Source organism: Cupriavidus sp. WKF15 (assembly GCF_029278605.1).
Taxonomy (GTDB): Bacteria; Pseudomonadota; Gammaproteobacteria; order Burkholderiales; family Burkholderiaceae; genus Cupriavidus.
In genome coordinates this window covers 243324-269774 of sequence record NZ_CP119572.1, presented here as the reverse complement: position 1 = coordinate 269774, position 26451 = coordinate 243324, and the positions used below count along the sequence as shown (strand labels likewise).

Annotated in this window: 30 protein-coding genes and 1 riboswitch; of the genes, 11 read left to right on the top strand and 19 right to left on the bottom strand. The window is 67.6% G+C overall.

Annotated elements, in window-relative coordinates; translation table 11 throughout:
• The first annotated feature begins 85 nt into the window (after positions 1-85).
• Positions 86-1552, top strand: coding sequence for an efflux transporter outer membrane subunit (locus tag CupriaWKF_RS01260; protein ID WP_276099247.1), 1467 nt, complete (start codon positions 86-88; stop codon positions 1550-1552).
• Positions 1553-1579: 27 nt separating this feature from the next.
• Here CupriaWKF_RS01260 and CupriaWKF_RS01255 read toward each other — a convergent pair whose 3' ends face one another.
• Positions 1580-2083 carry a helix-turn-helix domain-containing protein gene (locus CupriaWKF_RS01255; protein WP_346348599.1) on the bottom strand — a complete coding sequence of 168 codons (504 nt, stop codon included), beginning with the start codon at positions 2081-2083 and terminating at the stop codon, positions 1580-1582.
• 177 nt (positions 2084-2260) lie between these two features.
• On the opposite strand from CupriaWKF_RS01255, the gene CupriaWKF_RS01250 reads away from it, so the two are divergent.
• The 4 genes from CupriaWKF_RS01250 to CupriaWKF_RS01235 all read left to right on the top strand — a co-directional run bounded on the left by CupriaWKF_RS01250 (position 2261) and on the right by CupriaWKF_RS01235 (position 3825).
• Complete coding sequence (locus CupriaWKF_RS01250) at positions 2261-2599, top strand: metalloregulator ArsR/SmtB family transcription factor (RefSeq protein ID WP_276099245.1); 339 nt, start codon at positions 2261-2263, stop codon at positions 2597-2599.
• Positions 2593-3027 carry a YeeE/YedE family protein gene (locus CupriaWKF_RS01245; RefSeq protein WP_276099244.1) on the top strand — a complete coding sequence of 145 codons (435 nt, stop codon included), beginning with the start codon at positions 2593-2595 and terminating at the stop codon, positions 3025-3027. The genes CupriaWKF_RS01250 and CupriaWKF_RS01245 overlap by 7 nt, the downstream gene beginning before the upstream one ends.
• Position 3028: 1 nt before the next feature.
• On the top strand, positions 3029-3460 hold the full coding sequence (locus CupriaWKF_RS01240; protein WP_276099243.1) for a YeeE/YedE family protein: 432 nt from the start codon (positions 3029-3031) through the stop codon (positions 3458-3460).
• 161 nt (positions 3461-3621) lie between these two features.
• Positions 3622-3825 (top strand): DUF2892 domain-containing protein, encoded by a 204-nt coding sequence (locus tag CupriaWKF_RS01235; protein WP_276099242.1) that lies wholly within the window; start codon positions 3622-3624, stop codon positions 3823-3825.
• A gap of 126 nt (positions 3826-3951) precedes the next feature.
• Here CupriaWKF_RS01235 and glmS read toward each other — a convergent pair whose 3' ends face one another.
• Positions 3952-5790, bottom strand: coding sequence for a glutamine--fructose-6-phosphate transaminase (isomerizing) (glmS, locus tag CupriaWKF_RS01230; RefSeq protein ID WP_276099241.1), 1839 nt, complete (start codon positions 5788-5790; stop codon positions 3952-3954).
• A gap of 146 nt (positions 5791-5936) precedes the next feature.
• On the bottom strand, positions 5937-7301 hold the full coding sequence (gene glmU, locus CupriaWKF_RS01225) for a bifunctional UDP-N-acetylglucosamine diphosphorylase/glucosamine-1-phosphate N-acetyltransferase GlmU (RefSeq protein ID WP_276099240.1): 1365 nt from the start codon (positions 7299-7301) through the stop codon (positions 5937-5939).
• 304 nt (positions 7302-7605) lie between these two features.
• On the opposite strand from glmU, the gene CupriaWKF_RS01220 reads away from it, so the two are divergent.
• Positions 7606-8433: a DUF6279 family lipoprotein gene (locus tag CupriaWKF_RS01220; protein ID WP_276099239.1), complete on the top strand. Its 828-nt coding sequence runs from the start codon at positions 7606-7608 to the stop codon at positions 8431-8433.
• Between the two features lie 68 nt (positions 8434-8501).
• On the opposite strand, the gene ttcA is transcribed toward CupriaWKF_RS01220, so the two are convergent.
• The 3 genes from ttcA to CupriaWKF_RS01205 form a co-directional block, all read right to left on the bottom strand.
• Positions 8502-9440, bottom strand: coding sequence for a tRNA 2-thiocytidine(32) synthetase TtcA (gene ttcA, locus CupriaWKF_RS01215; protein ID WP_276099238.1), 939 nt, complete (start codon positions 9438-9440; stop codon positions 8502-8504).
• A gap of 79 nt (positions 9441-9519) precedes the next feature.
• A complete protein-coding gene (locus CupriaWKF_RS01210; RefSeq protein ID WP_276099237.1) occupies positions 9520-9921 on the bottom strand; it encodes a dihydroneopterin aldolase in 402 nt (133 codons plus the stop codon).
• A 70-nt stretch (positions 9922-9991) separates the two neighbouring features.
• Positions 9992-10816, bottom strand: a complete 825-nt coding sequence (locus CupriaWKF_RS01205) for an SDR family oxidoreductase (RefSeq protein WP_276099236.1) — start codon at positions 10814-10816, stop codon at positions 9992-9994.
• A 15-nt stretch (positions 10817-10831) separates the two neighbouring features.
• Between CupriaWKF_RS01205 and CupriaWKF_RS01200 the strand changes: the two genes are divergently transcribed.
• Positions 10832-12034, top strand: a complete 1203-nt coding sequence (locus tag CupriaWKF_RS01200; protein ID WP_276099235.1) for an SAM-dependent methyltransferase — start codon at positions 10832-10834, stop codon at positions 12032-12034.
• A gap of 12 nt (positions 12035-12046) precedes the next feature.
• The gene (locus CupriaWKF_RS01195) at positions 12047-12241 is read left to right on the top strand and encodes a DUF2905 domain-containing protein (RefSeq protein WP_276099234.1); all 195 of its coding nucleotides are present in this window, start codon (positions 12047-12049) and stop codon (positions 12239-12241) included.
• Here the strand turns inward: CupriaWKF_RS01195 and CupriaWKF_RS01190 are convergent.
• The 4 genes from CupriaWKF_RS01190 to CupriaWKF_RS01175 all read right to left on the bottom strand — a co-directional run bounded on the left by CupriaWKF_RS01190 (position 12218) and on the right by CupriaWKF_RS01175 (position 17441).
• Positions 12218-13465, bottom strand: a complete 1248-nt coding sequence (locus CupriaWKF_RS01190) for a multifunctional CCA addition/repair protein (RefSeq protein WP_276099233.1) — start codon at positions 13463-13465, stop codon at positions 12218-12220. The genes CupriaWKF_RS01195 and CupriaWKF_RS01190 overlap by 24 nt on opposite strands.
• 38 nt (positions 13466-13503) lie before the next feature.
• Positions 13504-14193, bottom strand: a complete 690-nt coding sequence (locus CupriaWKF_RS01185) for a glutathione S-transferase family protein (RefSeq protein ID WP_276099232.1) — start codon at positions 14191-14193, stop codon at positions 13504-13506.
• Positions 14194-14377: 184 nt separating this feature from the next.
• Positions 14378-15400 carry a complex I NDUFA9 subunit family protein gene (locus CupriaWKF_RS01180; RefSeq protein WP_276099231.1) on the bottom strand — a complete coding sequence of 341 codons (1023 nt, stop codon included), beginning with the start codon at positions 15398-15400 and terminating at the stop codon, positions 14378-14380.
• An 82-nt stretch (positions 15401-15482) separates the two neighbouring features.
• Positions 15483-17441, bottom strand: a complete 1959-nt coding sequence (locus CupriaWKF_RS01175) for a lytic transglycosylase domain-containing protein (RefSeq protein ID WP_276099230.1) — start codon at positions 17439-17441, stop codon at positions 15483-15485.
• Between the two features lie 112 nt (positions 17442-17553).
• Here CupriaWKF_RS01175 and CupriaWKF_RS01170 point away from each other — a divergent pair, with 112 nt between their 5' ends.
• Positions 17554-18144: a 5-formyltetrahydrofolate cyclo-ligase gene (locus CupriaWKF_RS01170; protein WP_276099229.1), complete on the top strand. Its 591-nt coding sequence runs from the start codon at positions 17554-17556 to the stop codon at positions 18142-18144.
• Positions 18145-18213: 69 nt separating this feature from the next.
• Here the strand turns inward: CupriaWKF_RS01170 and CupriaWKF_RS01165 are convergent, their stop codons facing one another.
• The 5 genes from CupriaWKF_RS01165 to ahcY all read right to left on the bottom strand — a co-directional run bounded on the left by CupriaWKF_RS01165 (position 18214) and on the right by ahcY (position 22111).
• Complete coding sequence (locus CupriaWKF_RS01165; RefSeq protein WP_276099228.1) at positions 18214-18957, bottom strand: Mut7-C RNAse domain-containing protein; 744 nt, start codon at positions 18955-18957, stop codon at positions 18214-18216.
• A 37-nt stretch (positions 18958-18994) separates the two neighbouring features.
• Positions 18995-19357 carry a TfoX/Sxy family protein gene (locus CupriaWKF_RS01160; protein ID WP_276099227.1) on the bottom strand — a complete coding sequence of 121 codons (363 nt, stop codon included), beginning with the start codon at positions 19355-19357 and terminating at the stop codon, positions 18995-18997.
• A 2-nt stretch (positions 19358-19359) separates the two neighbouring features.
• On the bottom strand, positions 19360-20190 hold the full coding sequence (metF, locus tag CupriaWKF_RS01155; protein ID WP_276100621.1) for a methylenetetrahydrofolate reductase [NAD(P)H]: 831 nt from the start codon (positions 20188-20190) through the stop codon (positions 19360-19362).
• 60 nt (positions 20191-20250) lie between these two features.
• Positions 20251-20601 carry a phage holin family protein gene (locus CupriaWKF_RS01150; RefSeq protein ID WP_276099226.1) on the bottom strand — a complete coding sequence of 117 codons (351 nt, stop codon included), beginning with the start codon at positions 20599-20601 and terminating at the stop codon, positions 20251-20253.
• Positions 20602-20677: 76 nt separating this feature from the next.
• Positions 20678-22111, bottom strand: a complete 1434-nt coding sequence (gene ahcY / locus CupriaWKF_RS01145; protein ID WP_276099225.1) for an adenosylhomocysteinase — start codon at positions 22109-22111, stop codon at positions 20678-20680.
• Positions 22112-22230: 119 nt separating this feature from the next.
• Positions 22231-22312, bottom strand: a riboswitch (S-adenosyl-L-homocysteine riboswitch).
• 70 nt (positions 22313-22382) lie between these two features.
• Between ahcY and thiD the strand changes: the two genes are divergently transcribed.
• Together thiD and CupriaWKF_RS01135 are read left to right on the top strand one after the other, a co-directional pair.
• Positions 22383-23219 carry a bifunctional hydroxymethylpyrimidine kinase/phosphomethylpyrimidine kinase gene (gene thiD / locus CupriaWKF_RS01140; RefSeq protein ID WP_276099224.1) on the top strand — a complete coding sequence of 279 codons (837 nt, stop codon included), beginning with the start codon at positions 22383-22385 and terminating at the stop codon, positions 23217-23219.
• An 11-nt stretch (positions 23220-23230) separates the two neighbouring features.
• On the top strand, positions 23231-23665 hold the full coding sequence (locus CupriaWKF_RS01135; protein ID WP_276099223.1) for a PGDYG domain-containing protein: 435 nt from the start codon (positions 23231-23233) through the stop codon (positions 23663-23665).
• A gap of 1 nt (position 23666) precedes the next feature.
• On the opposite strand, the gene CupriaWKF_RS01130 is transcribed toward CupriaWKF_RS01135, so the two are convergent.
• From CupriaWKF_RS01130 to thiS, 4 genes are all read right to left on the bottom strand, one after another.
• The gene (locus tag CupriaWKF_RS01130) at positions 23667-24119 is read right to left on the bottom strand and encodes a PaaI family thioesterase (protein ID WP_276099222.1); all 453 of its coding nucleotides are present in this window, start codon (positions 24117-24119) and stop codon (positions 23667-23669) included.
• Between the two features lie 152 nt (positions 24120-24271).
• The gene (locus CupriaWKF_RS01125) at positions 24272-25408 is read right to left on the bottom strand and encodes a thiamine phosphate synthase (RefSeq protein ID WP_276099221.1); all 1137 of its coding nucleotides are present in this window, start codon (positions 25406-25408) and stop codon (positions 24272-24274) included.
• Positions 25405-26241, bottom strand: coding sequence for a thiazole synthase (locus CupriaWKF_RS01120; RefSeq protein ID WP_276099220.1), 837 nt, complete (start codon positions 26239-26241; stop codon positions 25405-25407). The genes CupriaWKF_RS01125 and CupriaWKF_RS01120 overlap by 4 nt, the downstream gene beginning before the upstream one ends.
• Before the next feature lie 4 nt (positions 26242-26245).
• Complete coding sequence (thiS, locus tag CupriaWKF_RS01115; RefSeq protein ID WP_276099219.1) at positions 26246-26443, bottom strand: sulfur carrier protein ThiS; 198 nt, start codon at positions 26441-26443, stop codon at positions 26246-26248.
• Positions 26444-26451: the final 8 nt, after the last annotated feature.

The following is a 26451-nucleotide window of genomic DNA, read 5'->3' as shown; positions in this document are numbered from 1 at the left end:
TGAAAGTTAGTCTAGAGTTGTCACTAGCATCATGCAAGTTAATTTTGCATTGTGTCGCAAAGGTCACGAACGAGAGGTGTATGAAATGACGCAAGGGCATCCCTTCCCACCGGCACAGCGCTTCGGGCGCGGCCTCGCGGCGTTGGCCGCTGCGGCTATGGCCGCCAGCCTGGCCGCCTGCGCGGTCGGTCCCGACTACCGCACGCCGCCGGCAGACCTGCCGGCCAAGTACGCGCATGCCGTCGACTTTCAGACGCGCGACGCAGCGACGGCAGCCCCCGCGCTGGATAGCTGGTGGAAAGGATTCGACGATCCCGAACTGACCCGGATCATCGAGCGCGCGCTTGCGCAGAACCTGGACCTGGCCGCGTCGGTGGCGCGCGTCGACCAGGCGCGTGCGGCAGCTGATTTCGCTGGCGCCGCGCTGCTGCCGGAAGGATCGCTATCGGCCAGCGTCGCGCGGCAGCGCCAGTCGCTGGAAAGCCCGCTCGGCAAGCTGGCCAGCGCCCACCCCGGCTTCGAGCGCAACAACACGCTCTATAACGTGGGCGCGGGCGCGAGTTGGGAGATCGACGTCGCCGGCGGCCTGCGGCGCGGCTCGGAGGCCGCCGGCGCCGAAGCCCAGGCCGCCGAGGCCGAACACATGGGCGTGCGCGTACTGGTGGCCGCCGAAGCCGCCGACGCCTACTTCCGCGTGCGCGGCGCGCAGCAGCGCATCGCCATTGCGCAGCAGCAGGTCCAGACCAATGCGCGGCTGCTGGAGCTGGTGAAGCTGCGCCTGGCCGACGGCATCGGCGCCGAGCGCGAACGGGCACAGGCCGAAGCGCGGCTCGCGCAAACCCGGGTGACCATCCCGCCCCTGCAGATCGAGCTCGACACGCAACTCAACCGCCTCGACGTGCTGATGGGCGCGGTGCCCGGCACGTATGCCGCGGAACTGGCTGCGTTGGGTCCACGCACTGTGGTGCCGCAGATTCCGCTGGCGCAGGGCCCGGCAGCGCTGCTGGAGCGCCGCCCCGACGTCATCGCGGCCGAACGCCGGCTGGCGGCGTCGAGCGCGCGCATCGGCGTGGCCACGGCGGAGTATTACCCCAAGCTCTCGCTGTCGGCGCTGCTCGGTTTTGAAAGCCTGTCGGCGGGCAAGATGTTCACCGCGGCCACGTTCCAGCCGGCGGCCATGGCGGGCCTGCGCTGGCGCCTGTTCGATTTCGGCCGCGTCGATGCCGAAGTGGCCCAGGCGCGCGGCGCCAATGCCGAGGCGCTCGCGGTCTATCGCAAGGCGATGCTGCGTGCCACCGAGGATGTGGAAAACGCCATCGTCACGCTGACCCAGCTGGCACTGCAGAGCCAGGACCTGGCCGTGGAGGTCGATGCGCAGGCACGGTCACGCGGCGCGGCGGAAGACGCCTACAAAGGCGGCGCAGTCAGCCTGTTCGAAGTGCTTGAAGAAGACCGCCAGCTGCTGGCCGCGCGCGACCAGCAGGCACGCGTGAGCGCCGACAACGCACGCGCCGCGGTGGCCGCGTTCCGCGCGCTGGGCGGTGGCTGGTAACCGCCGGGAGCGTGACGGCCGGCCAGGTCAGCTGCCCTCCGCCTGCTCTGCGGCGGGCTGCGACGAAAGGTATGCCGCAGCATCCGCCAGGCGCCGGCGCACGCCTTCGCCGGCGGCCGGCCCCGGGGCAATGGCATGGCGCGCCAGGTCTACCGGCGCACCACTGGCGGCATCGACCAGCACGGGCTCGACCGGCTGCCCGGTCGCCTTGTCGACAAGCTGCACGCTCACGCCCTCAGGCGCGAAATGCTTGTTGCCCCAGGCAAGCATCGCCAGCATCACGGGCTGGAAATCACGCCCGCAGTCGGTCAGCACGTATTCGTAGCGCGGCGGCCGCTCGGAATACTGGCGCCGCTCAAGCAGCCCCTCCTCCACGAGCCCGTTCAGGCGGCGCGTCAGCATGTTCGGGGCGATGTCGAGGTTCTTCTGGAACGTATCGAAGCGTGTGGCGCCGTAGAACGCCTCGCGCAGGATCAGGATGCTCCACCACTCCCCGACCCGCTCGAGGCTGCGCGCGATCGGGCATTGCATGTCCCGGAAAGTCTTTCTTTGCATAAGGCTGGAATCACTGGCGGGCAGGCAGCTGCCCCGGTCCGATTGATCCTACTGCCGCCACTTTAATCATGCAAGCGACCGGCGGACGACTCGATCTATCCATACATAGTTTATGTTTTAATATAATATAGGCTACGCAACTGTAGCCATCCTATGAACCAGCCCCATCCCGATATCGACCTCAGCATCATGCAAGCCGCCGCGACCCAGGCGTGTGCCTTGCTCAAGGTGCTGGCCAATCCCGATCGCCTGCTGCTGATGTGTCGTCTGTCCCAGGGCGAACTGCCCGTTGGCGACCTGGAGGCGCAACTCGGCATCCGGCAGCCGACGCTGTCGCAACAGCTTGGCGTGCTGCGCGAGAACGGCCTGGTGGCCACGCGCCGCGACGGCAAGAACATCTACTACTCGGTGGCGAGTGCGCAGGCACTTGCCGTCATGGGTGTCCTCTATGAACAGTTCTGTGCCAATCCCGCTCCGGAGCCAACATGTTGATTGACCTTGCCAGCTTCACGCCCGGCCTGTCGCTGGCCGGCGGACTCATCATAGGGGCGGCGGCAGCCGTGCTGGCGCTATGCAACGGACGCATCGCGGGCATCAGCGGCATCCTTGGCGGCCTGCTGAACCTGCCGCGCCGCGACATGGCATGGCGCCTTGCCTTCCTTGCCGGCCTCTTCGCTGCCCCGGTACTGGCCGGTCTGCTTGGCAGGCCGGCCGTCGCGGACATTCAGGCGGGCTGGGGCGAGATCATGATCGCCGGTTTCCTCGTGGGCCTTGGCACCCGCTATGCCAGCGGCTGTACCAGCGGCCATGGCGTGTGCGGCATCTCGCGCGGCTCGGTCCGCTCGCTGGTCGCCACGCTGACCTTCATGGCGGCGGGATTCCTGACCGTCTTCGTGCAACGGCACCTGATCCGAGGCTGAGATGACAGTCGTTACCGCATTGCTGGCAGGCCTGCTCTTCGGCATTGGCCTGATGGTTTCCGGCATGGCCAATCCGGCCAAGGTGCTGGGCTTTCTGGACCTCGCGGGAAGCTGGGATCCGTCGCTGGCCTTTGTGATGGCGGGCGCAATCGTCATCGGCTCGGTCGCCTTCCTGGTGGCCAGGCGCCGCAAGCGCTCGTTGCTCGGGCTGCCCATGCAGTTGCCGGCCAGCACGGCCGTGACACTGCGCCTGGTGCTTGGCAGCGCGGCGTTTGGCGTCGGCTGGGGCCTGGCCGGCTTTTGCCCGGGTCCGGCGCTGGTGGCGCTTGGGGCCGGTTATCCGAAGGCCGTTGGCTTCGTGGCCGCGATGGTGGCCGGCATGGCTGTGTTCGAGATCGCCGAGAGGACAGCATCCAGCCTGCGGCGAGCCTGAGCGCGCCCTGACCTTGCCTGGTGATTGCGCCAGATCAAGAGCCGATGGCCGGCAAGGGACGATAGTGGTTCAACAACCTCCGCCTCACTGGCGAACGCGCGCCGGGCGGCGGAAACATCCCGCAACTCACCCACCGATCTCACATTGTCCTGGAGCCTGCCATGCAAGCAAATGTTGGAACCGTCGACCGGGTTCTCCGGATTGTCATTGGCCTGGCCTTGATTGTCCTTGCCGCAACCGGGAGCATAGGTGCCTGGGGATGGATTGGCATCCTTCCGCTCGTGACGGGCATCGCGCGCATCTGCCCGGCCTACAGCCTTCTGGGCGTGAAGACATGCCGGGCATCCCGGCCCGACGCCAGGTAGGTTCGCGCCGGCTGGCCTTCGGGAAATCCTGAAAGTCCCGGACAAAAAACAACAGGGGCCCCGCGCAAGCGGGGCCCCTGAACATTTAGCGGCAGCTTCCTGCTGCTGAAAGGACGCTGCCCCGGCTTACTCCACCGTCACCGACTTCGCCAGATTCCGGGGCTTGTCCACATCGGTGCCGCGCGCGCATGCGGTGTGGTACGCCAGCAGCTGCAGCGGCACCACGTGCAGGATCGGCGACAGGTCGCCATAGTGCTCGGGCATGCGGATCACCTGGATGCCGTCCGTCGACTGGATGTGCGTGTCGCTGTCGGCGAACACATACAGGCGCCCGCCACGCGCGCGAACTTCCTGGATGTTGGACTTGAGCTTTTCCAGCAGCGCGTCGTTCGGGGCCACGGTCACCACCGGCATCGCCTCGGTCACGAGCGCCAGCGGCCCGTGCTTGAGTTCGCCCGCGGGATAGGCCTCGGCATGGATGTACGAGATCTCCTTGAGCTTGAGCGCGCCTTCGAGCGCAATCGGGTAATGCTTGCCGCGGCCCAGGAACAGCGCGTTCTCGCGGCGCGCGAACTCCTCGGACCACGCGATGATCTGCGGCTCGAGCGCCAGCACGCCATGCAGCGCGGCGGGCAGGTGACGCAGGTTGGCCATGTCCTTGGCCTCGGCCTCTTCGGAAAGGAAGCCGCGCACCTTGGCCAGCGCCAGCGTCAGCATGTACAGCGCCGCGAGCTGCGTGGTGAAGGCCTTGGTCGAGGCCACGCCGATTTCCGTGCCGGCGCGCGTGAGGAAACGCATTTCGGTCTCGCGCACCATGGCGCTGGTCGCCACGTTGCAGATCGAGAGCGTGTGGGTATGGCCCAGCGCGCGCGCATGACGCAGCGCGGCCATGGTGTCGGCGGTCTCGCCGGACTGGGAAATCACAACCACCAGCGCGCGCGGATTCGGTACGGTCTCGCGGTAGCGGTACTCGCTGGCCACTTCGACCTGCGTCGGGATCTTGGCGATGCTTTCGAGCCAGTACTTGGCCGTGCAGCCCGAGTAGTAGCTGGTGCCGCAGGCCAGGATCAGCACGCTGTCGATGTCGGGGAAGACCTCCGCCGCCCGGTCGCCGAACAGCGCCGGCGAAATGCCATCGATCCCTTCAAGCGTGTCGCCGAGTGCGCGCGGCTGCTCGAAGATTTCCTTCTGCATGAAGTGGCGGTACGGACCAAGGTCGACCGTGGCGGCATGCGCCTCGACCACGCGCACCTCGCGCTCGACCAGGTGGTCGTGGCCATCGCGAATGGTCACGCCCTCACGCGTGACTTCGACGACATCGCCCTCTTCCAGGTAGATGATGCGGTTGGCGGTGCCGGCCACGGCCAGCGCGTCGGACGCCAGGAAGGCCTCGCCGTCCCCCAGCGCCACCACCAGCGGCGAGCCGGCGCGCGCGCCGACCACGCGCTCGGGCTGGTCCTTGGCGAACACGGCGATGGCGTAGGCGCCGTGCAGGCGCTTGGTCACGGCCCGCACCGACGCGAACAGGTCGCCGCGTGTGGCGCTGCTCGGGTAGCTGTAGGCCTGGTGGATCAGGTGGGCCACGACCTCGGTGTCGGTCTGCGACTCGAAGCCATAGCCAACCGCGCGCAGTTCCTCGCGCAGCGGCTCGTAGTTCTCGATGATGCCGTTGTGCACCAGCGCGATGGTCTCGCCGGACAGGTGCGGGTGCGCGTTGACGGTGTCGGGCTTGCCGTGCGTGGCCCAGCGCGTATGCGCCACGCCGGTGGTGCCGGCCAGGCCCGATGCCTGCGTCTGGGCATCCAGATCCGCCACGCGCGACACGGTGCGTGCGCGCTCGACAGAGGCCTCGCGCACCACGGCCACGCCGCAGGAGTCATAGCCGCGGTATTCCAGGCGGCGCAGGCCTTCGATCAGGACCGGAACGATATTGCGCGTGGAAACCGCGCCGACGATGCCACACATGCTGTACCCCCGTGGTCGGCGCCGACACCGGCGCCTGTTTTCAATCCCGGCGGCAGCCGTTGCTGCCGCGCTGGTACGGCCGCAACCGCTGCGGCCCCGTCTTGTGTTGCCCGATGGCCGCCTTGCGCGGCGGCCGCACTCACTGCTTACTGCTTCGGCTGCTTGACCGGCCGCTGCCAGGTCGCGACCGTCATCTGCTTGGCGCGCGACAGCGTCAGCTTGTCGGCCGGCGCTTCCTTGGTCAGCGTGGTGCCCGCACCGATGGTCGCGCCGCGGCGCACCGTCACGGGCGCCACCAGCTGCGTATCGGAGCCGATAAAGACATCATCCTCGATCACCGTGCGGAACTTGTTCGCACCGTCATAGTTGCAGGTGATGGTCCCGGCGCCAATATTCACGCGCGAGCCCACCGTGGCATCGCCCACATAGGCCAGATGGTTGGCCTTGCTGTGCGCCGCGACCTGCGAGTTCTTCACTTCGACGAAGTTGCCGATATGCACGTCCTCGCCGAGTTCGGTACCCGGACGCAGCCGCGCATAAGGGCCGATGCGGCCATCCGCGCCGATCTTCGCGCTGTCGATATGGCAGAACGGCTGAACCTGCGCGCCGGCACCGATGGTGGCATTGCGGATCACGCAGTTGGCGCCGATCTGCACGCCGTCGCCCAGGTGCACACGGCCTTCGAACACGCAGCCGACGTCGATCGTGACGTCGCGGCCGCAGCTGAGCTCGCCGCGCACGTCGATGCGCGCCGGGTCCGCCAGCGTCACGCCGGCTTCGAGCAGGCGCTGGGCCTGGTTGCGCTGGTGGATGCGCTCCACCTCGGCAAGCTGGACCTTGCTGTTGACACCAAGCGTCTCCCACAGCGCCGCGGGCTGTGCCGAGACGATTTCGACGCCTTCGGCCGCCGCGCGCTCGACGGTATCGGTCAGGTAGTACTCGCCCTGGGCATTGTCATTGCGCAATGTGGACAGCCAGCGGCGCAGGTGGCCGGTCGGACACACGATGATGCCGGTATTGATCTCGCGGATCGCGCGGACGGCCTCGCTGGCGTCCTTCTGCTCGATGATCCGGACGATGCTGCCCGCCGCGTCGCGCACGATGCGGCCGTATCCGGTGGGATCCGGCATCTCGACCGTCAGAACGCCGAAGCGGGAATCGCCGGCTTCATCGACCAGCGACTTGAGCGTCGCCGCCGTGGTCAGCGGCACGTCGCCGTAGAGAACCAATGTGGGCAGGCTGTCGTCCAATTGAGGAAGTGCCTGCATCACCGCATGTCCGGTCCCGAGCTGCCGGGCCTGCTCGGCAAAGGTAACGTCGTCGGCAGCCACGGCCTCGCGCACGTGGTCCGCGCCGTGACCGACCACGACAACCAGCCGCGACGGCGACAAGGTGCGTGCCGTATCGATGACATGAGCGAGCATCGGACGCCCCGCAACCGGATGCAGGACCTTGGGCAAATCGGAATGCATCCGCTTGCCCATGCCAGCGGCGAGAATGACGATATTCACAAGGAGACCCCTTGGCGCGTGTATCGGGAAATATATTCTTTAAAGCACCAGCCGTATGTTCGACAACCGGCCTTCGCGAGCCCGGCGGCGCTGGCTTTCGCCCGCTGGCTTTCGCCTTTAGCGGAGCCGCCCAAACCGTTGCCAGGACTGGGCTTGCGGGCGGTCGGGCAACCCTGGCAAGATGCGCGGCGATTTTAACATGACGATTTCTGCCCAATACGCCCCTGTTTCCGATTTTCACAATCGTTGGCTATGCCGCTTATTGGCAATATTTGCCACGGCGATCCTTTGCGCCTGCAGCGCGATGAAGACCGGGTACCAGCAGGGCGACCGGCTGGCCTATTGGTGGATCGACCACTATGTCGACGTCAGTGGCGCCCAGGAGCCGCCCATGCGCGATGCCATCGCACGCTTCTTTGCCTGGCACCGGCAGGCTCAATTGCCTGAAATTTCGGCGCTGCTGACCCAGGCCCGCGACCAGGTCCAGCAGCCGGTCAGCGCGCCGGCCATCGCGCAGCTCCGGGAATCCGGCCTGCTTCTGGCCCGTCAGTCATTCGACCAGGCCATCCCGGACGTGGCGGACCTGCTGCTCACGCTGACGCCAGCGCAAATCGACCGGATTGAAAGGAAGTTCGATGAGGCCAACACCAAATACCGCAAGAAGTTCCTGAGCGGCAACGCCGAGGACCGCGAAGCGGCGCGCTTCAACAAGGTGATGGACTACGCGAAGCTGATCTACGGAAGCTTCTCCGATGAGCAGCAAAAGGCCATCCATGCTGCCATGGGCCCGCCGATGCAAGGCGTCCAGGCGCGCTACGCGGAGCGGCTGCGGCGACAGGAGGAATGGCTGGCGCTGGCGCGCCAGGTCCAGCAGACGCGTCCGCCCAAGGCGCAGGTGGTCGAACTGCTGCGCCGCTATGGCGACCAGTGGCAACACCCGCCGGGCCAGACTCGCGCAGCGAGCTACGATGCCAACAACCAGGCCGGCGTGGCGCTGGCCATGACGATCGCCAACCTCACCACCCCCAGGCAGAAGGCGCATGCCGTGGACCGCTTCCAGAAATGGATCGACGACACCCACAGCCTGATGCGCGAGCGCCAGGGCAACACGGCTCAGGCGGCCAATCCATAGCGCGCGCCCGAAGCCCCAAGGCAAAACGCCCGCGTGAGAACGCGGGCGTTCGCTTGCCGCTGGCAGGATTACTCGGCGCTGGCCTGCGGGGCGGCCGCGGGTGCCTGCCCGGGGCGCTCGAAGCGCACGAACTCCATCCGGTTCTCGTCGCTGCTGCCTGCAAACACCAGCGGCTGCTGCGTGAAGGTGGTCTCACCGAACAGCGAAGCCTCGTCCACCTTGGCCAGGCCCGTGGCCAGCCCGGTGAACGGGAACAGGTCGGTGTCGGCCAGGTGCGACGGCACCACGTTGCGCAGGGACGCGAAGATGTTGTCGATACGGCCGGGGTTCTCGCGCTCCCAGCCTTGCAGCATCTCGCTGACCTTCTTGCGCTGCAGGTTTTCCTGCGAGCCGCACAGGTTGCACGGGATGATCGGGAATTCCATCGCGCGCGCATAGGCGGCGATGTCCTTCTCGGCGCAGTACGCCAGCGGGCGGATCACGACGTGCGCGCCATCGTCCGTGGCCAGCTTCGGCGGCATGGCTTTCATCTTGCCGCCGAAGAACATGTTCAGGAAGAAGGTGTTGACGATATCGTCGCGGTGGTGGCCCAGCGCGATCTTGTTGGCGCCGAGCTCCTTGGCCGTGCGGTAGATCACGCCGCGGCGCAGGCGCGAGCACAGCGAACAGGTGGTCTTGCCCTCGGGCACCTTCTCCTTGACGATCGAGTAGGTGTCGGCCTCGACGATCACGTATTCCACGCCCAGCTTCTTCAGGTACTCCGGCAAGACATGCTCGGGAAAACCGGGCTGCTTCTGGTCCAGGTTCATCGCGATCAGCTTGAAGCGGATCGGCGCGCGCTTTTGCAGCGCCATCAGGACCGACAGCATGGTGTACGAGTCCTTGCCGCCACTCATGCAGACCAGCACGGTGTCGCCGTCCTCGATCATGCCGAAGTCGCCGATGGCCTTGCCGGTTTGCGATTGCAGCCTCGTCTCGAGGCGGTAGAAGTTATTGGAGTGGCTCATGAGACATACCTGATCATTGCGGCCGCCCGGATGAAATGGCCGGACGGCTCGGAAGGGCCAAGATTTTACCCGGGACGGATCAGCCCTGCTTGATGTGGAAGACTTCCACGCCGACCGAATCGCAGTCCGGGTAGACATCCGGCTTCTCGGTCGACACGCGCACGGCGCGCACCTTCGGGTGCTTGAGCATGGCACGGGCCACGTCGTCGCACAGCGTTTCCTGCAGGTGCACGTGGCCCTGCGCCATGCGCTCGGCCACGGTGTTGCGCATGAAATCGTAGTCGACCACTTCCTCGAGCTTGTCGGCCTGCGGCGTGCTCGCGGCCAGCGGCACGAACAGGTCGATATTGATCAGCACGCGCTGCTCGCCCTTCTTCTCGAATTCGTGCACGCCGATATTGATCTGGACTTCGTAATTGCGCAAGAACATGCGGCGGCAGTCTTGCAGGCTGGGATGGGTAAGGGCGGCGAGCATGGTCATGGCAGGCGGGAAAGGTAATTCGGGAGGGAGGTCTGCCGCGCCAGTGCGATGGCGCGGCAGCTGGGTCACATCATTCGGTCAGGAACATCACGTCGCGCGCCAGCGGCATCAGGTGCTGGCCACCGTCGACGTACAGCGTGGTGCCGGTCACGGCGTTCGCGCGCGCGAGGTAGGCTACGGCCTGGGCAATGTCCTCGGGGGTCGACGACTTGCCCAGCGGCGTGACACGGTGGGCGCGGCGGAAGCTCTGTTCCGACTGCTCGCCCGACACCAGCGTGATGCCGGGCGCCACGCCCACCACGCGCAGGCGCGGGGCGAAGGCCTGGGCCAGCTGCACCGTGGCGGTCTGCAGCGCGGCCTTGGACAGCGTGTACGACAGGAAATCCGGGTTCAGGTTGTCCAGCTTCTGGTCGAGCAGGTTGATCACCACGCCACGCGGATCGGCGGCGGCCGCATCGGCGCTTAGTGCCTTGTACATCTCACGCGCCAGCAGCAGCGGCGCCGCCACGTTGGTGCGCATATGCGTGTCCAGCGACGCATATGAGAAGCTGGTGGCAACGTCGTACTGGAACAGCGAAGCGTTGTTGACGAGGCAGATCGGCACGCCAATCTCGGCGGTGCAGTCAGCGATCAGCTTCGCGGTGGCGGCTTCGTCGGCCAGGTCGGCCTGCAGCACTGCCGCGCGGCGGCCGATGGTGCGGATCCGGGCAGCCAGCGCTTCGGCCTCGTCGCGCGAGCGGTGGCAGTGCACGGCCACGTCCCAGCCTTGTGCGGCCAGTTCGAGCGCGATGGCACGGCCAAGCCGGCGCGCGCCGCCGGTGACGATGGCCACGCCATGCGCCGCTGCGGCTTGCGTCCGGGCCGGTGCGCCGGCAGGTTGATTCGATTCGGGCATTGCTACAATCGAGGCATGCAGAAAGCCGTTAGTTTACCCCTTCCCCCCGCCGATGCGCTGGCCGCCTCCGACTCGCTGGCCACCCTGATCGGCGAAAGCATCGATGCGGCCGGCGGCTGGATCGGCTTCGACCGCTACATGTCGCTGGCGCTGTACGCGCCCGGGCTGGGCTACTACAGCGGCGGCGCCGCCAAATTCGGGCGCGATGCGCGCGACGGCAGCGATTTCATCACCGCGCCGGAACTGACCCCGTTCTTCGCCCGCACGCTCGCGCGCCAGTTCGCGCCGCTGCTGGCCCAGGGCCTGCCGCGCATGCTCGAATTCGGCGCCGGCACCGGCCGCCTGGCGGCCGACCTGCTGCTGGCGCTGGAACAGGAAGGCCAACTGCCCGAGTCCTACGGCATCGTCGAACTGTCGGGCGAACTGCGCGCGCGCCAGCAGGACACGCTGGCCCGGCACGCGCCGCACCTGGCGCCGCGCGTGCAGTGGCTGGACACGCTGCCCGAGCGCTTCGAGGGCATCATCGTCGGCAACGAAGTGCTGGACGCGATGCCGGTGCGCCTGTTCGCGCGCACGGGCGGCCGGTGGCATGAACGCGGCGCTGCACGCTCCGTCACGGGCGATGACAGCACCGCCGCGCATGCCTTCACATTCGAAGACCGGCTGGTTCCCGCGCACGACATCCCCGATGCGCTGCACGCCATGCCGGGCGACCACGACATCGTCACCGAAACCCATGCCGAGGCCGACGGCTTCGTGCGCGCCGTGGGCGCCATGCTGGCACGCGGGGCGGCGTTCTTCATCGACTATGGCTTCCCGTCCGGCGAGTACTACCACCCGCAGCGCAGCGGCGGCACGCTGATGTGCCACTACCGCCATCACGCGCATCCGGACCCGTTCCTGTATCCGGGGCTGCAGGACATCACGGCGCACGTCAACTTCAGCGCCATCGCGCATGCCGCCGTCGATGCCGGCCTGGCCGTGGCGGGCTTCACCTCGCAGGCGCGCTTCCTGATGAACGCCGGTATCACCGACCTGCTGATGACGCTGGACCCGTCCGACACGCGCGCCTTCCTGCCGGCCGCCAACGCCGTGCAGAAGCTGCTGTCCGAAGCCGAGATGGGCGAGCTGTTCAAGGTGATCGCGCTGACCCGCGGCCTGGACGACAGCGAGCCGCTCGCCGGCTTTGCCCGCGGCGACCGCTGCCACACGCTCTGAGCCATTGCCGCCATGCTGCGCTGGACACTCACCATCTTCCTGTGCGTGGTCGTGCTGTCGGCAGCGCTGCCATGGTTGCAGAAGCTCGGCATCGGCCGGCTGCCCGGCGATGTGCGCTTCCGCCTGTTCGGGCGCGACTACATGCTGCCGTTCGCCTCGACGATCCTGCTGTCGCTGCTGGCGCTAGTGATCGGCAAGCTGATCTAGGCGCGCCGCGACGGCCTGCACGCGCGCCGCGTGCACACGTTCCCTGATCTGGCTGACGTCATCGGCCGCCGCCTTCGCGATGGCTCCGGCGTCGACGCCGGCGGCTGCTTCCAGCGCGGCCAGCAACCACCTGCGCTGCGGGTAGGTGTCGGACTCGAAGCCCTTGCGGCCACGCTTGTCAGCCTCGCACGCAAGCAGCGCATCGGCAAAGCGAGCGGGCTTGCGCAGTGCATCGCAGCGCTCGAGCAGGCGCGTCACCGCGGCAGCGCCGAATTCCAGGCAGCGGTGGATATTGCCGTGCTCGCGCGCCACCACCACCGCCAGGTCACGGCAGTCGTTAGGCACGCGCAGGCGTTTGCAGACCTCTTCGAGCAGCTCGACGCTGCGGCCCTCGTGCCCCAGATGACGCGGCAGCACGTCTTCAGGCGTCGTTCCCTTGCCCAGGTCATGGACCAGCGCGGCGAAGCGCACGGCAAGCGGCGTACCCATGGCGGCGGCGCAGTCGATCACCATCATTACATGCACACCGGTATCGACTTCGGGATGGTAGTCGGCGCGCTGCGGCACGCCCCACAGCCGGTCCAGCTCGGGCAGCAGGCGCGCGAGCGCGCCGCACTCGCGCAGCACCTCGAACATGCGCGACGGCCGCGCCTCCATCAGCCCGCGCGCGAGTTCCTGCCAGACGCGCTCGGACACCAGCGCATCGACCTCGCCGGCGTCCACCATCCTGCGCATCAACGCCACGGTCTCGGGTGCGACCGTGAACTCGTGGAAGCGTGCGGCGAAGCGCGCCACGCGCAGGATGCGCACCGGATCTTCGGCAAACGCATCGGAGACATGGCGGAACTGCCGCGCCGCCAGGTCGCGCTGCCCGCCGTGCGGATCGATGACGGGGCCGACCAGGTTGCCATCGGCATCGACCGCGCGCGCCATCGCGTTGATGGTCAGGTCGCGCCGCACCAGGTCGTCCTCGAGCGAGACATCGGGCTCGCAGTAGAACGCAAAGCCCTTGTAGCCCATGGCGGTCTTGCGCTCGGTGCGAGCCAGCGCGTACTCCTCTTTCGTGCGCGGATGCAGGAACACCGGGAAGTCCTTGCCGACCGGCTTGTAGCCGGCGGCTTCCATCGCGGCCGGGGTGGCCCCCACCACGACATAGTCGCGGTCCTGGCTGGGCTTGCCCAGCAGTTCGTCGCGGATTGCGCCGCCGACGGCGTACACCTGCATTGTCTTGGTCTCGCTATGGTGCGCCGCCGATGCGGCGCTCAGTGGTTGATGATAATCGCGTCGGCGCGCTCGGGCGCCAGCCGATATGGCTCGTCGTCAGCCAGGAAGTCGCGTTCTTCGTGCGCACCGGCGACCCATTCCTGCATGGCCGGCAGCGCCAGCATGAAGTCCGCATACGCCTTGGCCGCATCGGGCAGGTGGATGCCATACGTCGCAAACCGGCTGACCACCGGCGCGAAATACGCGTCGGCGATCGTAAAGGCGCCGAACAGGAACGGCCCGGCATCGCCATGGCGCGCGCGCAGGTCGGTCCAGATCTGCGCGATGCGGTCCACCTCGCGCTGCACCGCCACGTTCCAGCCGCGCCCGGGCAGTACCGCGGTCACGTTCATCGGCAACTGGTTGCGCAGGTTCGTGAAGCCGGCATGCATCTCGGCGCAGATCGAGCGCGCATAGGCGCGCTCGGCGCGGCCGGCGGGCCATAGCGCCTTTTCCGGAAAGTGCTCGGCCAGGTATTCGGCGATCGACAGGCTGTCCCACACCTGAATGTCGCCGTCCACCAGCACCGGCACCTTGCCAGCCAGTGAATACCGCGCGATCTCGGCGGCGAAGCTGCCGACGAACAGCCGTACCTGCACTTCTTCGAAATCAATGCCGGCATGGCGCATCAGCAGCCACGGGCGCAGCGACCAGGACGAGTAATTCTTGTTGCCGATGACAAGCTTCATCGCAGGATCCTTGGGGGGCGGGATGGGAAGAGGTTGCCGGACAGCATGGCGCCGCTTGCCCGGGAACCGGCGCGCCAGCATGCTGCGGCGCGCCGAATCAGTCATTCTGCCAGCGCAGTGATGCGCCTCAAAGCGAAAAGCGCTCGCAACCGCTGTGAATCCTGGTCACAAGCGCCAGCGCGGATCAGCGATGCACGCTTGCCCGCATGACCGTGAGCTGCGCGTCCCGGTTGCGGCCGGACAGTACGTCGGTCATCACGGCTTCCAGTCCGACAGGTTGCAGGCCAAGCTCGCCGGCCATCGGTTCGTGCAGCACATTGTCGAGCTGCATCGAATCGAGGTTGTCGCGCGAGAGCAGCGTGTCGCCGGGCATGTGCTCCATCACCGCGGCCTGCACCCGCGCCAATGCGTCGGGCAGCGCAATCACAGGGCGCGGGTGGCCCGACGCGCGCCCGGCAAAGCGCACCAGCTCTTCCAGCGTGTAGACCTGCGGTCCGCCCAGGTCATAGCCGCGGCCGATGGTCGCCGGCGTGACCATGGCATTGACGAAGGCCTGCACCACATCCTGCACGTAGATGGGCTGGAAGCGCGCGTGCGCGCAGGCCAGCGGCACCACTGGGGCCATTTCCTGCATGTGTGCGAACAGGTTGAGGAAGTGATCGTCCGGGCCGAAGACCACGGAGGGCCGCATGATCGTCCAGTCCAGGCCGCTGCTGCGCACGATGCGCTCGCCGTCCCCCTTGCTCCGTAGGTACATCGATGGACCGTTGCTGTCGGCCCCCAGCGCGCTCATATGCACCAGGCGGCGGACGCCCGTACTCAGGCACGAGGCAACCACCTGCCTCACCATCTCCACATGGGCCGCCGCGAATTCCGGGCCATACGGATCGCCGCGCTCGCCGTGCAGCACGCCGACGAGGTTGACGACGATGCCGTCCGTGCCGAGCGGGCCGATCGCATCGTCGAGCGCCGCATTGTCGGCCAGCCCCAGTTCGGCCACCTCGACACGCGGCAACAGCAGCAGGTGCTGCGCATGCTCCACGTTGCGGGTGCCGATCACGATGCGCTCGGGCGCGATGGGGGAATCCGGATTGGAGCCGGGCTCCAGCGGCGCGCCGGAGGCCGAGGCTGCGCCGGCCAGCCGGGAAGCAAGATGGCTGCCGATAAAGCCGGCGCCACCGACGATCAGGACATTGCTGGTCTGCATGGATGCCTCCGTGCAAGGAAAACGGCACGCGGCGGCAGGCCAGTCATGGCACGCGCCCCGAAGAGACGGGGCGCGCACCCGGTCAGGGCAGGCTGGTGGTAGTCACCGCCAACGGTGCAACCTGGCCCAGGCGCGCCTTCAGCGACTGGGGCCGGCCACTCATCAATGCAGCATAGTACGTAGCGTTGGAAAGCACATTCTTCACATACGTGCGCGTTTCGTTGAACGGAATGGTCTCGGCGAAGATGGCGCCTTCGACCGGGCGCGACAGCGTGCTGCGCCAGGCCTTGGGTCGTCCCGGGCCGGCGTTGTAGGCCGCCGACGCGAGCGTCCAGGAGCTGTCCAGGTCGGTCAGCACCATGCTCAGGTAGTTGGTGCCGAGCAGGATGTTGATGTTGGGGTCACCCATCATCGACGGCGAGAAGTCCGCCATGCCGATCTTGCGCGCGACGTACTTGGCCGTGGCCGGCATCACCTGCATCAGGCCATGCGCTCCGGCCGACGAACGCGCGCCCATGATGAAGCGCGATTCCTGGCGGATCAGGCCGTAGGCCCACGCCATGTCGAGGCCGACGTCGTCGGTGGCGCGCTGCATGATGTCGCGGTAGGGCATCGGGAAGCGCAGCGAGAAGTCATGCTCGGCGCGCGTGCGGTCCGCGGTATTGACAGTGCGGTCCAGCAGCTCGATCCGGCGCGCGTACTCGGCCGCTGCCAGCAGCTCGCGGTCGTTCATGCCGCGCAGTTCCCAGTTCCATTCACGCGTGCCCTCGAAACGCAGGTTCAGGTTGTAGAGCTTCTGCGCGCGCTGGAAGCCCGCGCGGCTGCGCATGGCCATGGCCTCGGCATCGCTCACCGTGGTGCGCGCCGGCAGCGTAATGCGGTTGCCCAGCTCTTCGCTGGCCAGCTGGCCGTAGAAGTTGAACTGGCCGGCGATCTGCTGGTACTGCTGCTGGGCCTCGGCGTCGCGGCCGTCAGCCTTCAGCGAGCGGCCGTACCAGTACGTCCAGGCCGGGTCCTTGGCGCGCAGCTCGGGGCGCATCATCTCGATGGCCTGCCGCACCTGCATCCAGTCGCCCTGGCGCAGCGCCGCGCGCACGCGCCATTCCTGCGATTCGTCGGACAGCCACTGGTTGCCGCCCAGGTCCATCTGGCGGCGGTAGTAGCCGGCGGCTTCCGGCAACAGCTTCTTGGCCGCATACTGGCCGATCACGCCCCAGGCCGCGCCCTGCTCGTCGCGCGACAGGGTGCCGGCGCTGGCGCTCAGGTAGGCCGCGGCCTGCGACGGGTCATTGCGCGCCATCTTGACGATGGTCGCCAGTGTGTCGCCGTCCATGCGCGCATCGGGCACCGTGGCCGCGATCCGGCCGGCCAGCGTGACCAGGTTCTGCTCCAGCGCCTGGCGCGCCTGGAAAGCGACATCGCTGCGCTGGATCTGCTGGCTCTGCACCAGGTAGCCGATCAGGTCGACACAGCCTTCGCCGTAGTAGCGCACATCATTGAGCACGTTGCGCGAGTCGGCCGCCACGTTCTGGCCCTTGAGTGCGCGCGACAGCAGCGCGTAGCACTCGACCTGCGTGTCGTCCTTGAGCACGAACTGCGGGTACTCCGCGTCGAAGCTGCCCCAGTCGCGCCGCTTGCCCAGCACCAGCAGCCAGTCGTTGCGCATGCGATCGGCAATGGCGTCGCCCTTGTAGCGCTGCAGGAAGGCGCGCACCTGGTCGTCGGGCGCGTCGATGCGCGCCAGGCCGCTGCTGTCGAACATCTGCGGCTTGATGCGGAAATACTCGACGTACGACGGGATCGGGTAATCCACCAGCGTCGCCGAGATCGCATAGGCGCGGTCCGCATCGTTCCTGCGCGCCGCTTCGCGCAGCGCGGTGAACGCGTCGTCCGGGTCGGACGGAATGACCGGCGGCTGGGGCGCGCGCGCAGCCGCCGGCTGCGCGCGCTTTTGCGCCAGCGCGGGGGTGGCAAGCAAGGCACACGCCACGGCGACCCATGCGGCCCGGCCGGCACGCCGCAGATATACTCCCTTCAGCATTCTTTGCTTCCTTGTCGTTGACGCCGGGCCGCGCCGCCCATGCCGGGGACATCGCCCCGCATCCGCGCAGCCGCCGTCAGTGTTGGTTTGTTCGCAGACATTATCCCACGCCATGTCAGCCGCTCATCCGCCTTCGCCACCACCTGGCACCGGCGCCGAAGAAGACCGCCGCGCCCTGCGCACGCGCTTGCTCACGCAGCGGGCCTCGGTGCCCGATCGCACCGGCGCCGAGGCCCGCATCGCCGCCAGCCTGCTGCCGCTGCTCGAACGGCTGGCGATCCGCTGCCTGGGTTTTTACTGGCCCATCCAGCAGGAATTCGATGCGCGCGCCGTCGTGACGCGGTGGCTGGCGGCGGACCCCGGCCGCCACGCCGCGCTGCCGGCAGTCAGCCGCCCCGGCGTGCCGCTCGACTTCCATTTGTGGACCCCGCAGACCCCGATGACCAAGGGGCACTACGGCATTCCGGTACCGGACGGCACCGACGCGGCGCAGCCCGATGCCTTGCTGATTCCCTGTGTCGGTTTCAGCCCCGAGAAGTTCCGCCTCGGCTACGGCGGCGGCTTCTACGACCGCACGCTGGCCGCGCTGCCGACGCCTCCAGTCGCCATCGGCATCGGCTTCGAGGCCTGCCGCATCGCGCTGCGAGCCCAAGAGCATGACTTGCCGATGGACTGGATCGTCAGCGAAGCCGGCGTGTTCTGACGTCAGGACTAACGGTGAAATCGCGCGAGCCTTGAGGCCCCGTTCCGCCCCATTCCGCCCCATTCCGCCTCATTCCGCGCGCACCAGCTCGTCCACGAGCGTGCGCATGCAACGCCAGTGCGAACCTTCCCAGAACACGCGCCGGCACCGATCGCAGGTGACAAAGCGCTCATGGCGCTCAAGCACGGCCGGCGGCACGCGCCCCGCCACGGCCTCGCGCGCCACACGCTGCAGCGGCACGTTGCAGTCCAGGCATAGCGAGAATGGCCGCGCGCTGCGGGCGAGGTCGAGCCGGCTGAAGATCTCGCGCACCTGGGGCGTGGACTTGATGGCGCGCACGTAGCAGCCATGGGTGATGCCACGGCGCTTGAGCAGCTCGCGGTCGCGCGTCAGCACGATGCGGTCTTCCTGCGCGGCGATGCGCTCGATCTCGCTGTCTTCGAAGTGGTTGTCGTAGAGGGTATCGAAACCCATCATGCGCAGCAGGTGTGCCAGGCCGCCCAGGTGCGCATCGGCCACGAAACGCATGACCCGCAGCGGGTAGGCGCGTACCCGCAGCAGCGGGGAGACATCAAGGCATTCGAACTTGGGATAGACCGAAACGCGGTCGCCATCGCCGAGCATGCGCTCGAAGCCGGACGATTCGCCATTGACGAGGATGAGTTCCACCTCGGTATGCGGCACGCCGAGCGCCTCGATCATGTGCTTGACCGTGGCGGCGCGCGCGCACGGGCACGACAGGTCACGCCCGCGCTGGTCCGGCGCAAGGAAGTCGTTCAGCTCCTCATAGAAGCGGAAGGTGGCGGTGACCATGGCGGTGAGTATGACACCGTTGGCACCGTGTCGGCACTCAGCGCTTCTGGTTCGCGAGCCGCAGCGCCGCTTCCACCGCCATCTGCGCCCATGGCGTCATCGCCGCCGGAGATTCCAGGCATTCCGGCGGGAGCGCCAGGTAGTGGCGCAAGGTTACCTCGCCTCTTGACGAGGCATAGCGGAATGCACGGCTGCCCTCGGCCTCGAAGCGCGCCAGGGTCTTGTCGTCGGCCTTGAGATAGCACTGCCCGTCGCTGACGAGTGCGAACATCAGCCCGTCGTAGAACAGGCCGTGCCCGCCGAACATGCGGCGCGCGGAGATCGTGCCGATGCGCGCCGCCAGCGGCCCCATCAGTTCGAGCAGGTGCTCGACGAAAGGATCGGGACGGCGCGCGGCCACGCTCAGAGCTTCAGGCGCTGCCAGATCGCCTTGGTGGCGCCGGCCGCGTTGAGCGTATAGAAATGCAGGCCCGGCACGCCGCCGGCCAGCAGGCGCTCGCACAGCGCCGTGACCACGTCCAGGCCGAACGCGCGGATCGACTCGCGGTCGTCGCCAAAGCCCTCGAGCCGCTTGGCCACCCAGCGCGGCACTTCGGCGCCGCACATCTCGGAGAAGCGCATCAGCTGCGAGTAGTTCGTGATCGGCATGATGCCCGGCACGATCGGCACGTCCACGCCCAGCGCGCGTGCGTCATCGACGAAGCGGAAGTACGCGTCGGCGTTGAAGAAGTACTGTGTGATGGCGGAGTTCGCGCCGGCCTTCACCTTGCGCACGAAGTTCTCCAGGTCGTGGCGCGGCGACTTGGCCTGCGGATGGTATTCCGGGTAGGCCGCCACTTCGATCTGGAACCAGTCGCCGGTCTCGGCGCGGATGAACTCGACCAGCTCGTTGGCGTAGCGGAATTCGCCGATCTCGCCCATGCCCGACGGCATATCGCCGCGCAGCGCGACGATATGGCGGATGCCGCCGTCGCGGTACTGCTGCAGGATCGCGCGGATGCTCTCGCGCGAGGAGCCGACACACGACAGGTGCGGCGCGGCCTCGATGCCTTCGCGCTGGATTTCCAGCACGGTATCGAGCGTGCCTTGCTGCGTGGTGCCGCCGGCGCCGAACGTCACCGAGATGTACTTCGGGTTGAGCGGAGCGAGCTGGGCGCGCGTGTTGCGCAGCTTCTCGACGCCCTCCGCCGTCTTCGGCGGGAAGAATTCAAAGCTGTAGTAGCGGTCTTGCATGATGGTGGCGCGCCGCGTTGGCGCGGCGCGCATGGTAGGACCCGTGGCAGCGGATGGCCGTCAGGCCGTGCGCTCGCCCAGCAGCAGGCTGGACAGCAGCCACGAGATCACGCTGTACAGGATGGAGCCCAGCAGGGCCGCCCCGAAGCCGCCGACCGAGAAGCCCGACAGCAGGTTGCCGACGAACAGGAACAGCAGCGCGTTGATCACGAAAATGAAGAGCCCCAGCGTCAGCACCGTTACCGGCAGCGTCAGGATCACCAGGATCGGCCGGATCAGCGTATTGACCAGGCCCAGCACCAGCGCGGCCAGCATCGCCGAGCCGAAGCTCCTGAGGTGGATCGACGGCAGGATATACGGCAGCACGAACAGCGACACGGCGTTGATGATCCAGACGATCAGCAGTCTCATGACGGCTCCTTGAACGGACTCTGTTGACGGTGTGCCTTCCCTCTTCCGCAAGCGGGAGAGGGAAGTCTCCCTGCGATCAGTAACGGTAGTGGTCGGCCTTGTACGGGCCTTCCTTCTTCACGCCGATGTAGGCGGCCTGCTGCTCGGTCAGTTCGGTCAGCTGCGCGTTCAGCTTCCTGAGCTGCAGGCGCGCGACCTTCTCGTCCAGGTGCTTGGGCAGCGTGTAGACGCCCACCGGGTACTTGCCGCTGTCGCGTTCCTGCCAGAGCTCGATCTGGGCGATGGTCTGGTTGGCGAACGAGCTGCTCATCACGTACGACGGGTGGCCCGTGGCGCAGCCCAGGTTCACCAGGCGGCCCTTGGCCAGGATGATCAGCTTCTTGCTCGGCTTGTCGCCAACTGCGGGGAACTTGACGTGGTCGACCTGCGGCTTGATCTCGTCCCACTCGTACTTCTCGATCGAGGCGATGTCGATCTCGTTGTCGAAGTGGCCGATATTGCAGACGATGGCCTGGTCCTTCATCCTGGCCATGTGCTCATGCGTGATGACGTGGTAGTTGCCGGTGCAGGTGACGAAGATATCGCCGTGCTCGGCGGCGTAGTCCATGGTCACCACGCGGTAGCCTTCCATGGCGGCCTGCAGCGCGCAGATCGGGTCGATCTCGGTCACCCACACCTGGGCCGACAGCGCGCGCAGCGCCTGGGCGCTGCCCTTGCCCACGTCGCCGTAGCCGGCGACCACGGCGATCTTGCCGGCGATCATCACGTCGGTGGCGCGCTTGATGCCGTCCACCAGCGATTCGCGGCAGCCATACAGGTTGTCGAACTTGCTCTTGGTGACCGAGTCGTTGACGTTGATGGCCGGGAACTTGAGGTCGCCCTTCTGCGCCATCTGGTACAGGCGGTGCACGCCCGTGGTGGTTTCCTCGGTCACGCCGCGGATGGCGGCCAGGTTGCGGCTGTACCAGCTCGGGTCCCTGGCCAGCTTTTCCTTGATCGCGGCGAACAGGAAGGTCTCTTCCTCGCTGCCCGGGTTGGCGATCACCGAGGCGTCCTTCTCGGCCTTGGCGCCCAGGTGCAGCAGCAGCGTGGCATCGCCGCCGTCGTCCAGGATCATGTTCGGGGTGCCGCCGTCGGCCCAGTCGAAGATGCGGTGCGTGAAGTCCCAGTATTCCTTGAGCGACTCGCCCTTGAACGCGAACACGGGCGTGCCGCCCGCGGCGATCGCGGCAGCGGCGTGGTCCTGCGTCGAGAAGATATTGCACGAGGCCCAGCGCACGTCGGCGCCGAGCGCCTGGAGCGTCTCGATCAGCACGGCGGTCTGGATCGTCATGTGCAGCGAGCCGGCGATGCGAGCGCCCTTGAGCGGCTGCGCGGCGGCGAATTCGTCGCGGATCGCCATCAGGCCGGGCATCTCGGTCTCGGCAATGGCGATTTCCTTGCGGCCCCAGCCGGCCAGATTGATGTCGGCGACGAGGTAGTCTTGCTTGAGGTCGGTCACGGCGTTCATGTATCACTCCCGGTGAAGAGTGGACGACGGTGACGGGCGGGAAATCAGGCCGCGCTCCCGATATGCAGGATGCTGCATGAAGCGGGCGGATAGGTCGACTCGCCACCGTGCGAACCACGGATCAGCGAGCGCCGTTGAAGACAGTCCGAGCCTGGCGGAGGGCATGTTACGCCACGATCCGTTGCAACGCTCCTCGGAGTGGCGGTATTGTAGCCTGCCCGGCGTCCACTCGCACAAGCGCCGCCGGCTTTTTTTCGGCCCACTTTTCGACATGACTCCGACATCACCCCGCACCCTCACCATCGCAGGTTCCGACTCGGGCGGCGGCGCCGGCATCCAGGCCGACCTCAAGACGTTCGCGGCGCTCGGCTGCTTCGGCATGAGCGCCATCACCGCCATCACCGCCCAGAACACGCTGGGCGTCACCGGCGTGCATGCGATTCCCGCCGAGATGGTGGCGGCGCAGATCGACGCGGTGGCGAGCGATCTTGGCGTCGATGCGGCCAAGACCGGCATGCTGGGCACCGCGGCCATTGTCGAGGCCGTCGCCGCCGCGGCGGATCGCCACGGCATCCGCAAGCTGGTCGTCGATCCGGTGATGATTTCCACCTCGGGTGCGACGCTGTCGGATGACGCGACCAGCCAGGCCATGGTGCGCCTGCTGTTCCCGCGCGCCGTGCTGGTAACGCCCAACCTGCCCGAGGCCTCCTACCTGCTGGGCCGGACGATCTCGCGGCGCGCCGAGATGGAACAGGCCGCCGCCGACCTGATCGCGATGGGTTGTCCCGCGGTGCTGCTCAAGGGCGGACACCTCGACGATGACGGTCCGGCGAGCGCGAACGGCGCGCTGGACGACCTGCTGATGCTCGCCGATGGCACCGTGCGCGTGTTCACGCATGCGCGCATCGACACGAAGAACCTGCATGGCACCGGCTGCACGCTGGCTGCCGCCATCGCTGCCCAACTGGCGCGCGGCGACGCGCTGCAAGACGCCGTTGGCAAGGGGCTGGACTATGTGGCGCAGGCGATTGCCGCCGGCGCCAGCCTGAAACTCGGGGCGGGCAACGGCCCGCTCAACCACGCCTTCGCACCGCGCGTGCTGGGCTGAACGGAGCCGACATGGCGCAACTGAACGACATCGACCTGCGCGAGGACCCCGCCGCCGCGCGCTACGTCAAAGAAGAAGAAGTACAGGTGGTGTTTGCCGCGGAAGCCGGCGAACTGGCGAGCCGCGAAGGACCCAATCGCTACGGCATTGGCGACGCCATCGTCACCGGCGCGACCGGCGACCGCTGGGTCGTGTCGCGTGAACGCTTCGACCCGAAGTATGTGGCGTTGCCGCCGGCCGCGCACGGCGAGAACGGCCCCTACCGCAACAAGCCGGTGCCGGTACTGGCCCGGCGCATGGAAGAGGCATTCAGCATCGCCCGCTCCGACGGCGGCGACGTGCTGCACGGCAGGCCGGGCGACTGGCTGATGCAATACGCGCCCGGCGACTACGGCATCACCGAGCAGGCGCGTTTCGCGGCGGTGTACCGCCGCCTGCCGGACTGAATCAGTTGCCGCCGCTGGACAGCGGCACCAGCTTGAACGCCGCGCGCGCGACGCACACCACCGTGCCCGAGGCGTCCTTCACTTCGCCTTCGCAGAAGGCAATGCGCGCGCCACGGCGCATGCAGCGGGCCTCGAGCGTCAGCTCGCCACGCGCCGCGGCCAGGAAATGCGTGGACATATCGATCGTGATCACGCCGGTTTCCGTGGGCGCGTGCGAGCGCGCCGCGCCGCTCAGCGTGAAGTCCAGCGTCGCCATCAGCGTACCGCCATGCACGTCGCCGCGGCTGTTCACGAGCTGCGGGTGCGCCGGCAGGCGCGTGCGGCAATAGTCCTCCTCAATCAACTCCGGCTGCAGGCCGAAATAGCGCATCAGCGGGACGTCGATGCCGAAGTAGGGCTTCTCGGGCGTGCCGGGCGCGGCGGGGATGATTTCGGGGACGGCAGGGCTGGACATGATGGAGCTGGAACGCTGGCAGTTGGCCGGGAAAGCTGCACGACATGATAGCGGCGGGGTCGGATTTGGTTCCCGCGGCTGGGCGAATGTCGCACAAATCTTGGGGCGGGTGGGGATCGCTCAGTGCGTAGACGTCGCGGCCCACCCGGCCTTTAGCCTTGCACAAATAACCGCTTCAGTTCCTCAACTGCAACCGCTACGTCATCCGCCTCAGTAATCGCCCGAACAACTGCAGCACTCCCGACGCCGACCGCCAGTACCTGGCTCAGGTTGGAGGCATTCACGCCGCCAATGCCCAGCAGAGAAGGAATCACCGGCTGCATCAACTGCACATACGCCCGGAAGCGCCCCATCCCTTGCGGAGCCGTCGGCATGACCTTGGTGGTGGTCGGAAAGATCGCCCCCAGCGCGAGGTAGCTCGGCCGTATCGCCGCCACGCGCAGCATCTCGGCATACCCGTGCGTCGACACGCCCAGGCGCAGGCCCGAGGCGCGCAATGCATCGAGATCGGCCTCATCCAGGTCTTCCTGGCCAAGGTGGATGCCGTAGATGCCACTGTCGCCGCCGCTGGCGGCGTGCAGTTCGATGGCAACCTGCCAGTGGTCATTGATGAACAGCCGCGACTGCGAGCCCTTTGCGGCCAGCGCGGCCCGCGCCACTTCAGCTCGCACAGCGGCCGGGTCATCCGACTTGAACCGCAACTGCACCGTGGGCACGCCCAGCGGCACCAGCTTTTCTATCCATTCAGCGCTGGGCACCACGGCGTAAAGGCCGAGCGCCGGTGGACACGGTGCAAAGGCCGGCACGGCGGTTTCCGGGGCCACCAGCGCGGCATGGCGCACGCGCGGGAAGCGCTCGAACTCCGTCGGCCACTCGGCCGAGCCCGGACGCCACGCGCGCGCCAGGCACAGCGCGTCATGCGCGGGGAAATGCAGCGACAGGCTGGCCAGCAGCACCGCGACGAACGCCGGCGAATGCGCATGGTCATCGTCCGCACGAACGCAAAGCACCCACGTGCCCATCGGCGAGCGTACGGTATCGATCCAGTGCCCGCCTTCGCGCTCGGTCTCGACCAGCGTAGCGCCGGCGGCGGCCGCGCGTGCGATCACATCGGCATCGGCCTCGCCATCGGACAGCAGCACATCGTGCGCGCAGGGAGCGGCGGGCGCGTCGGCGAGCCGCCATGCCTGCCACGGTTGGTCGGACACGCCAAAAGTCTCGCCGTAGTGCTCCAGCACGGCCTGGCGCAGCGGGCCGTCGCTGGCGGCATGCACCGCATGGCGGGTCATGCGCGGTGCTCCGCGCCTTCGGCGTGCCAGAACGGCATGCCGACCACCGGGGTGCTGGCCTGCGCGACCTCGCGCTCGGGCATCGGCCCCGCCAGGTAGGCGGTGCGGCCCGCTTCCACGGCCTGCGCGAAGGCGCGCGCCATGTTGACCGGATAGGCGGCCTGCGCCACGGCGGTGTTCAGCAGCACGCCGTCATAACCCCACTCCAGCACCTGCGCCGCATGCGACGGCAGGCCGAGGCCGGCGTCGACGATCAGCGGCGTGTCGGGCAGGCGCTCGCGCAGCACGCGCATCGCGTGCGGATTGATGGCGCCACGGCCGGTGCCGATCGGCGCGGCCCACGGCATCAGCGCCTGGCAGCCGACGTCGAGCAGGCGGCGGCACAGCACCAGGTCCTCGGTGCAGTACGGCAGCACCTTGAAGCCTTCCTTGATCAGCGTTTCGGCAACGGCCGGCAGGTTCAGCGTATCGGGCTGCAGCGTGTAGTCGTCGCCGATCAGCTCCAGCTTGATCCAGTCGGTCTCGAACACCTCGCGCGCCATCATGGCGGTGGTGATGACCTCCTGCGGCGCAAAGCAGCCGGCGGTATTGGGCAGCACCGGCACGCCCAGTCCCTTGAGCATCTGCCAGAAGGCCTGGCCGCCCTCGCCTTCGCCCACCGCGCCCTGGCGGCGCAGCGCCACGGTCACCATGGCCGGGCGCGAGATTTCCACGGCCGCCTGCAGCGTGGCCGGCGACGGATAGCGGGCCGTGCCCAGCAGCAGGCGCGAGCCGAAGGACTCGCCATAGAGCACGAACGGGTCGCGCAGGGTTTCTGTCGGTTCGAATGTCATGGGGTCAGCCTCCCGTCACGGGTTGGACGAGGTCGATGCGGTCGCCGGCCGCGAGGGGCGTGGCCGCGTGCGCCGCGCGCGGCACGAACTGGCCGTTGACCGCCGCGGCGAACGGCGGGGCAATCTTGGCCGCGACCACCGCATCCGCCAGCGTGGCGGTGTCGGCGATGACGAGGGGGCGGCCGTTCAGCAGGATATCCATGGGTTCAG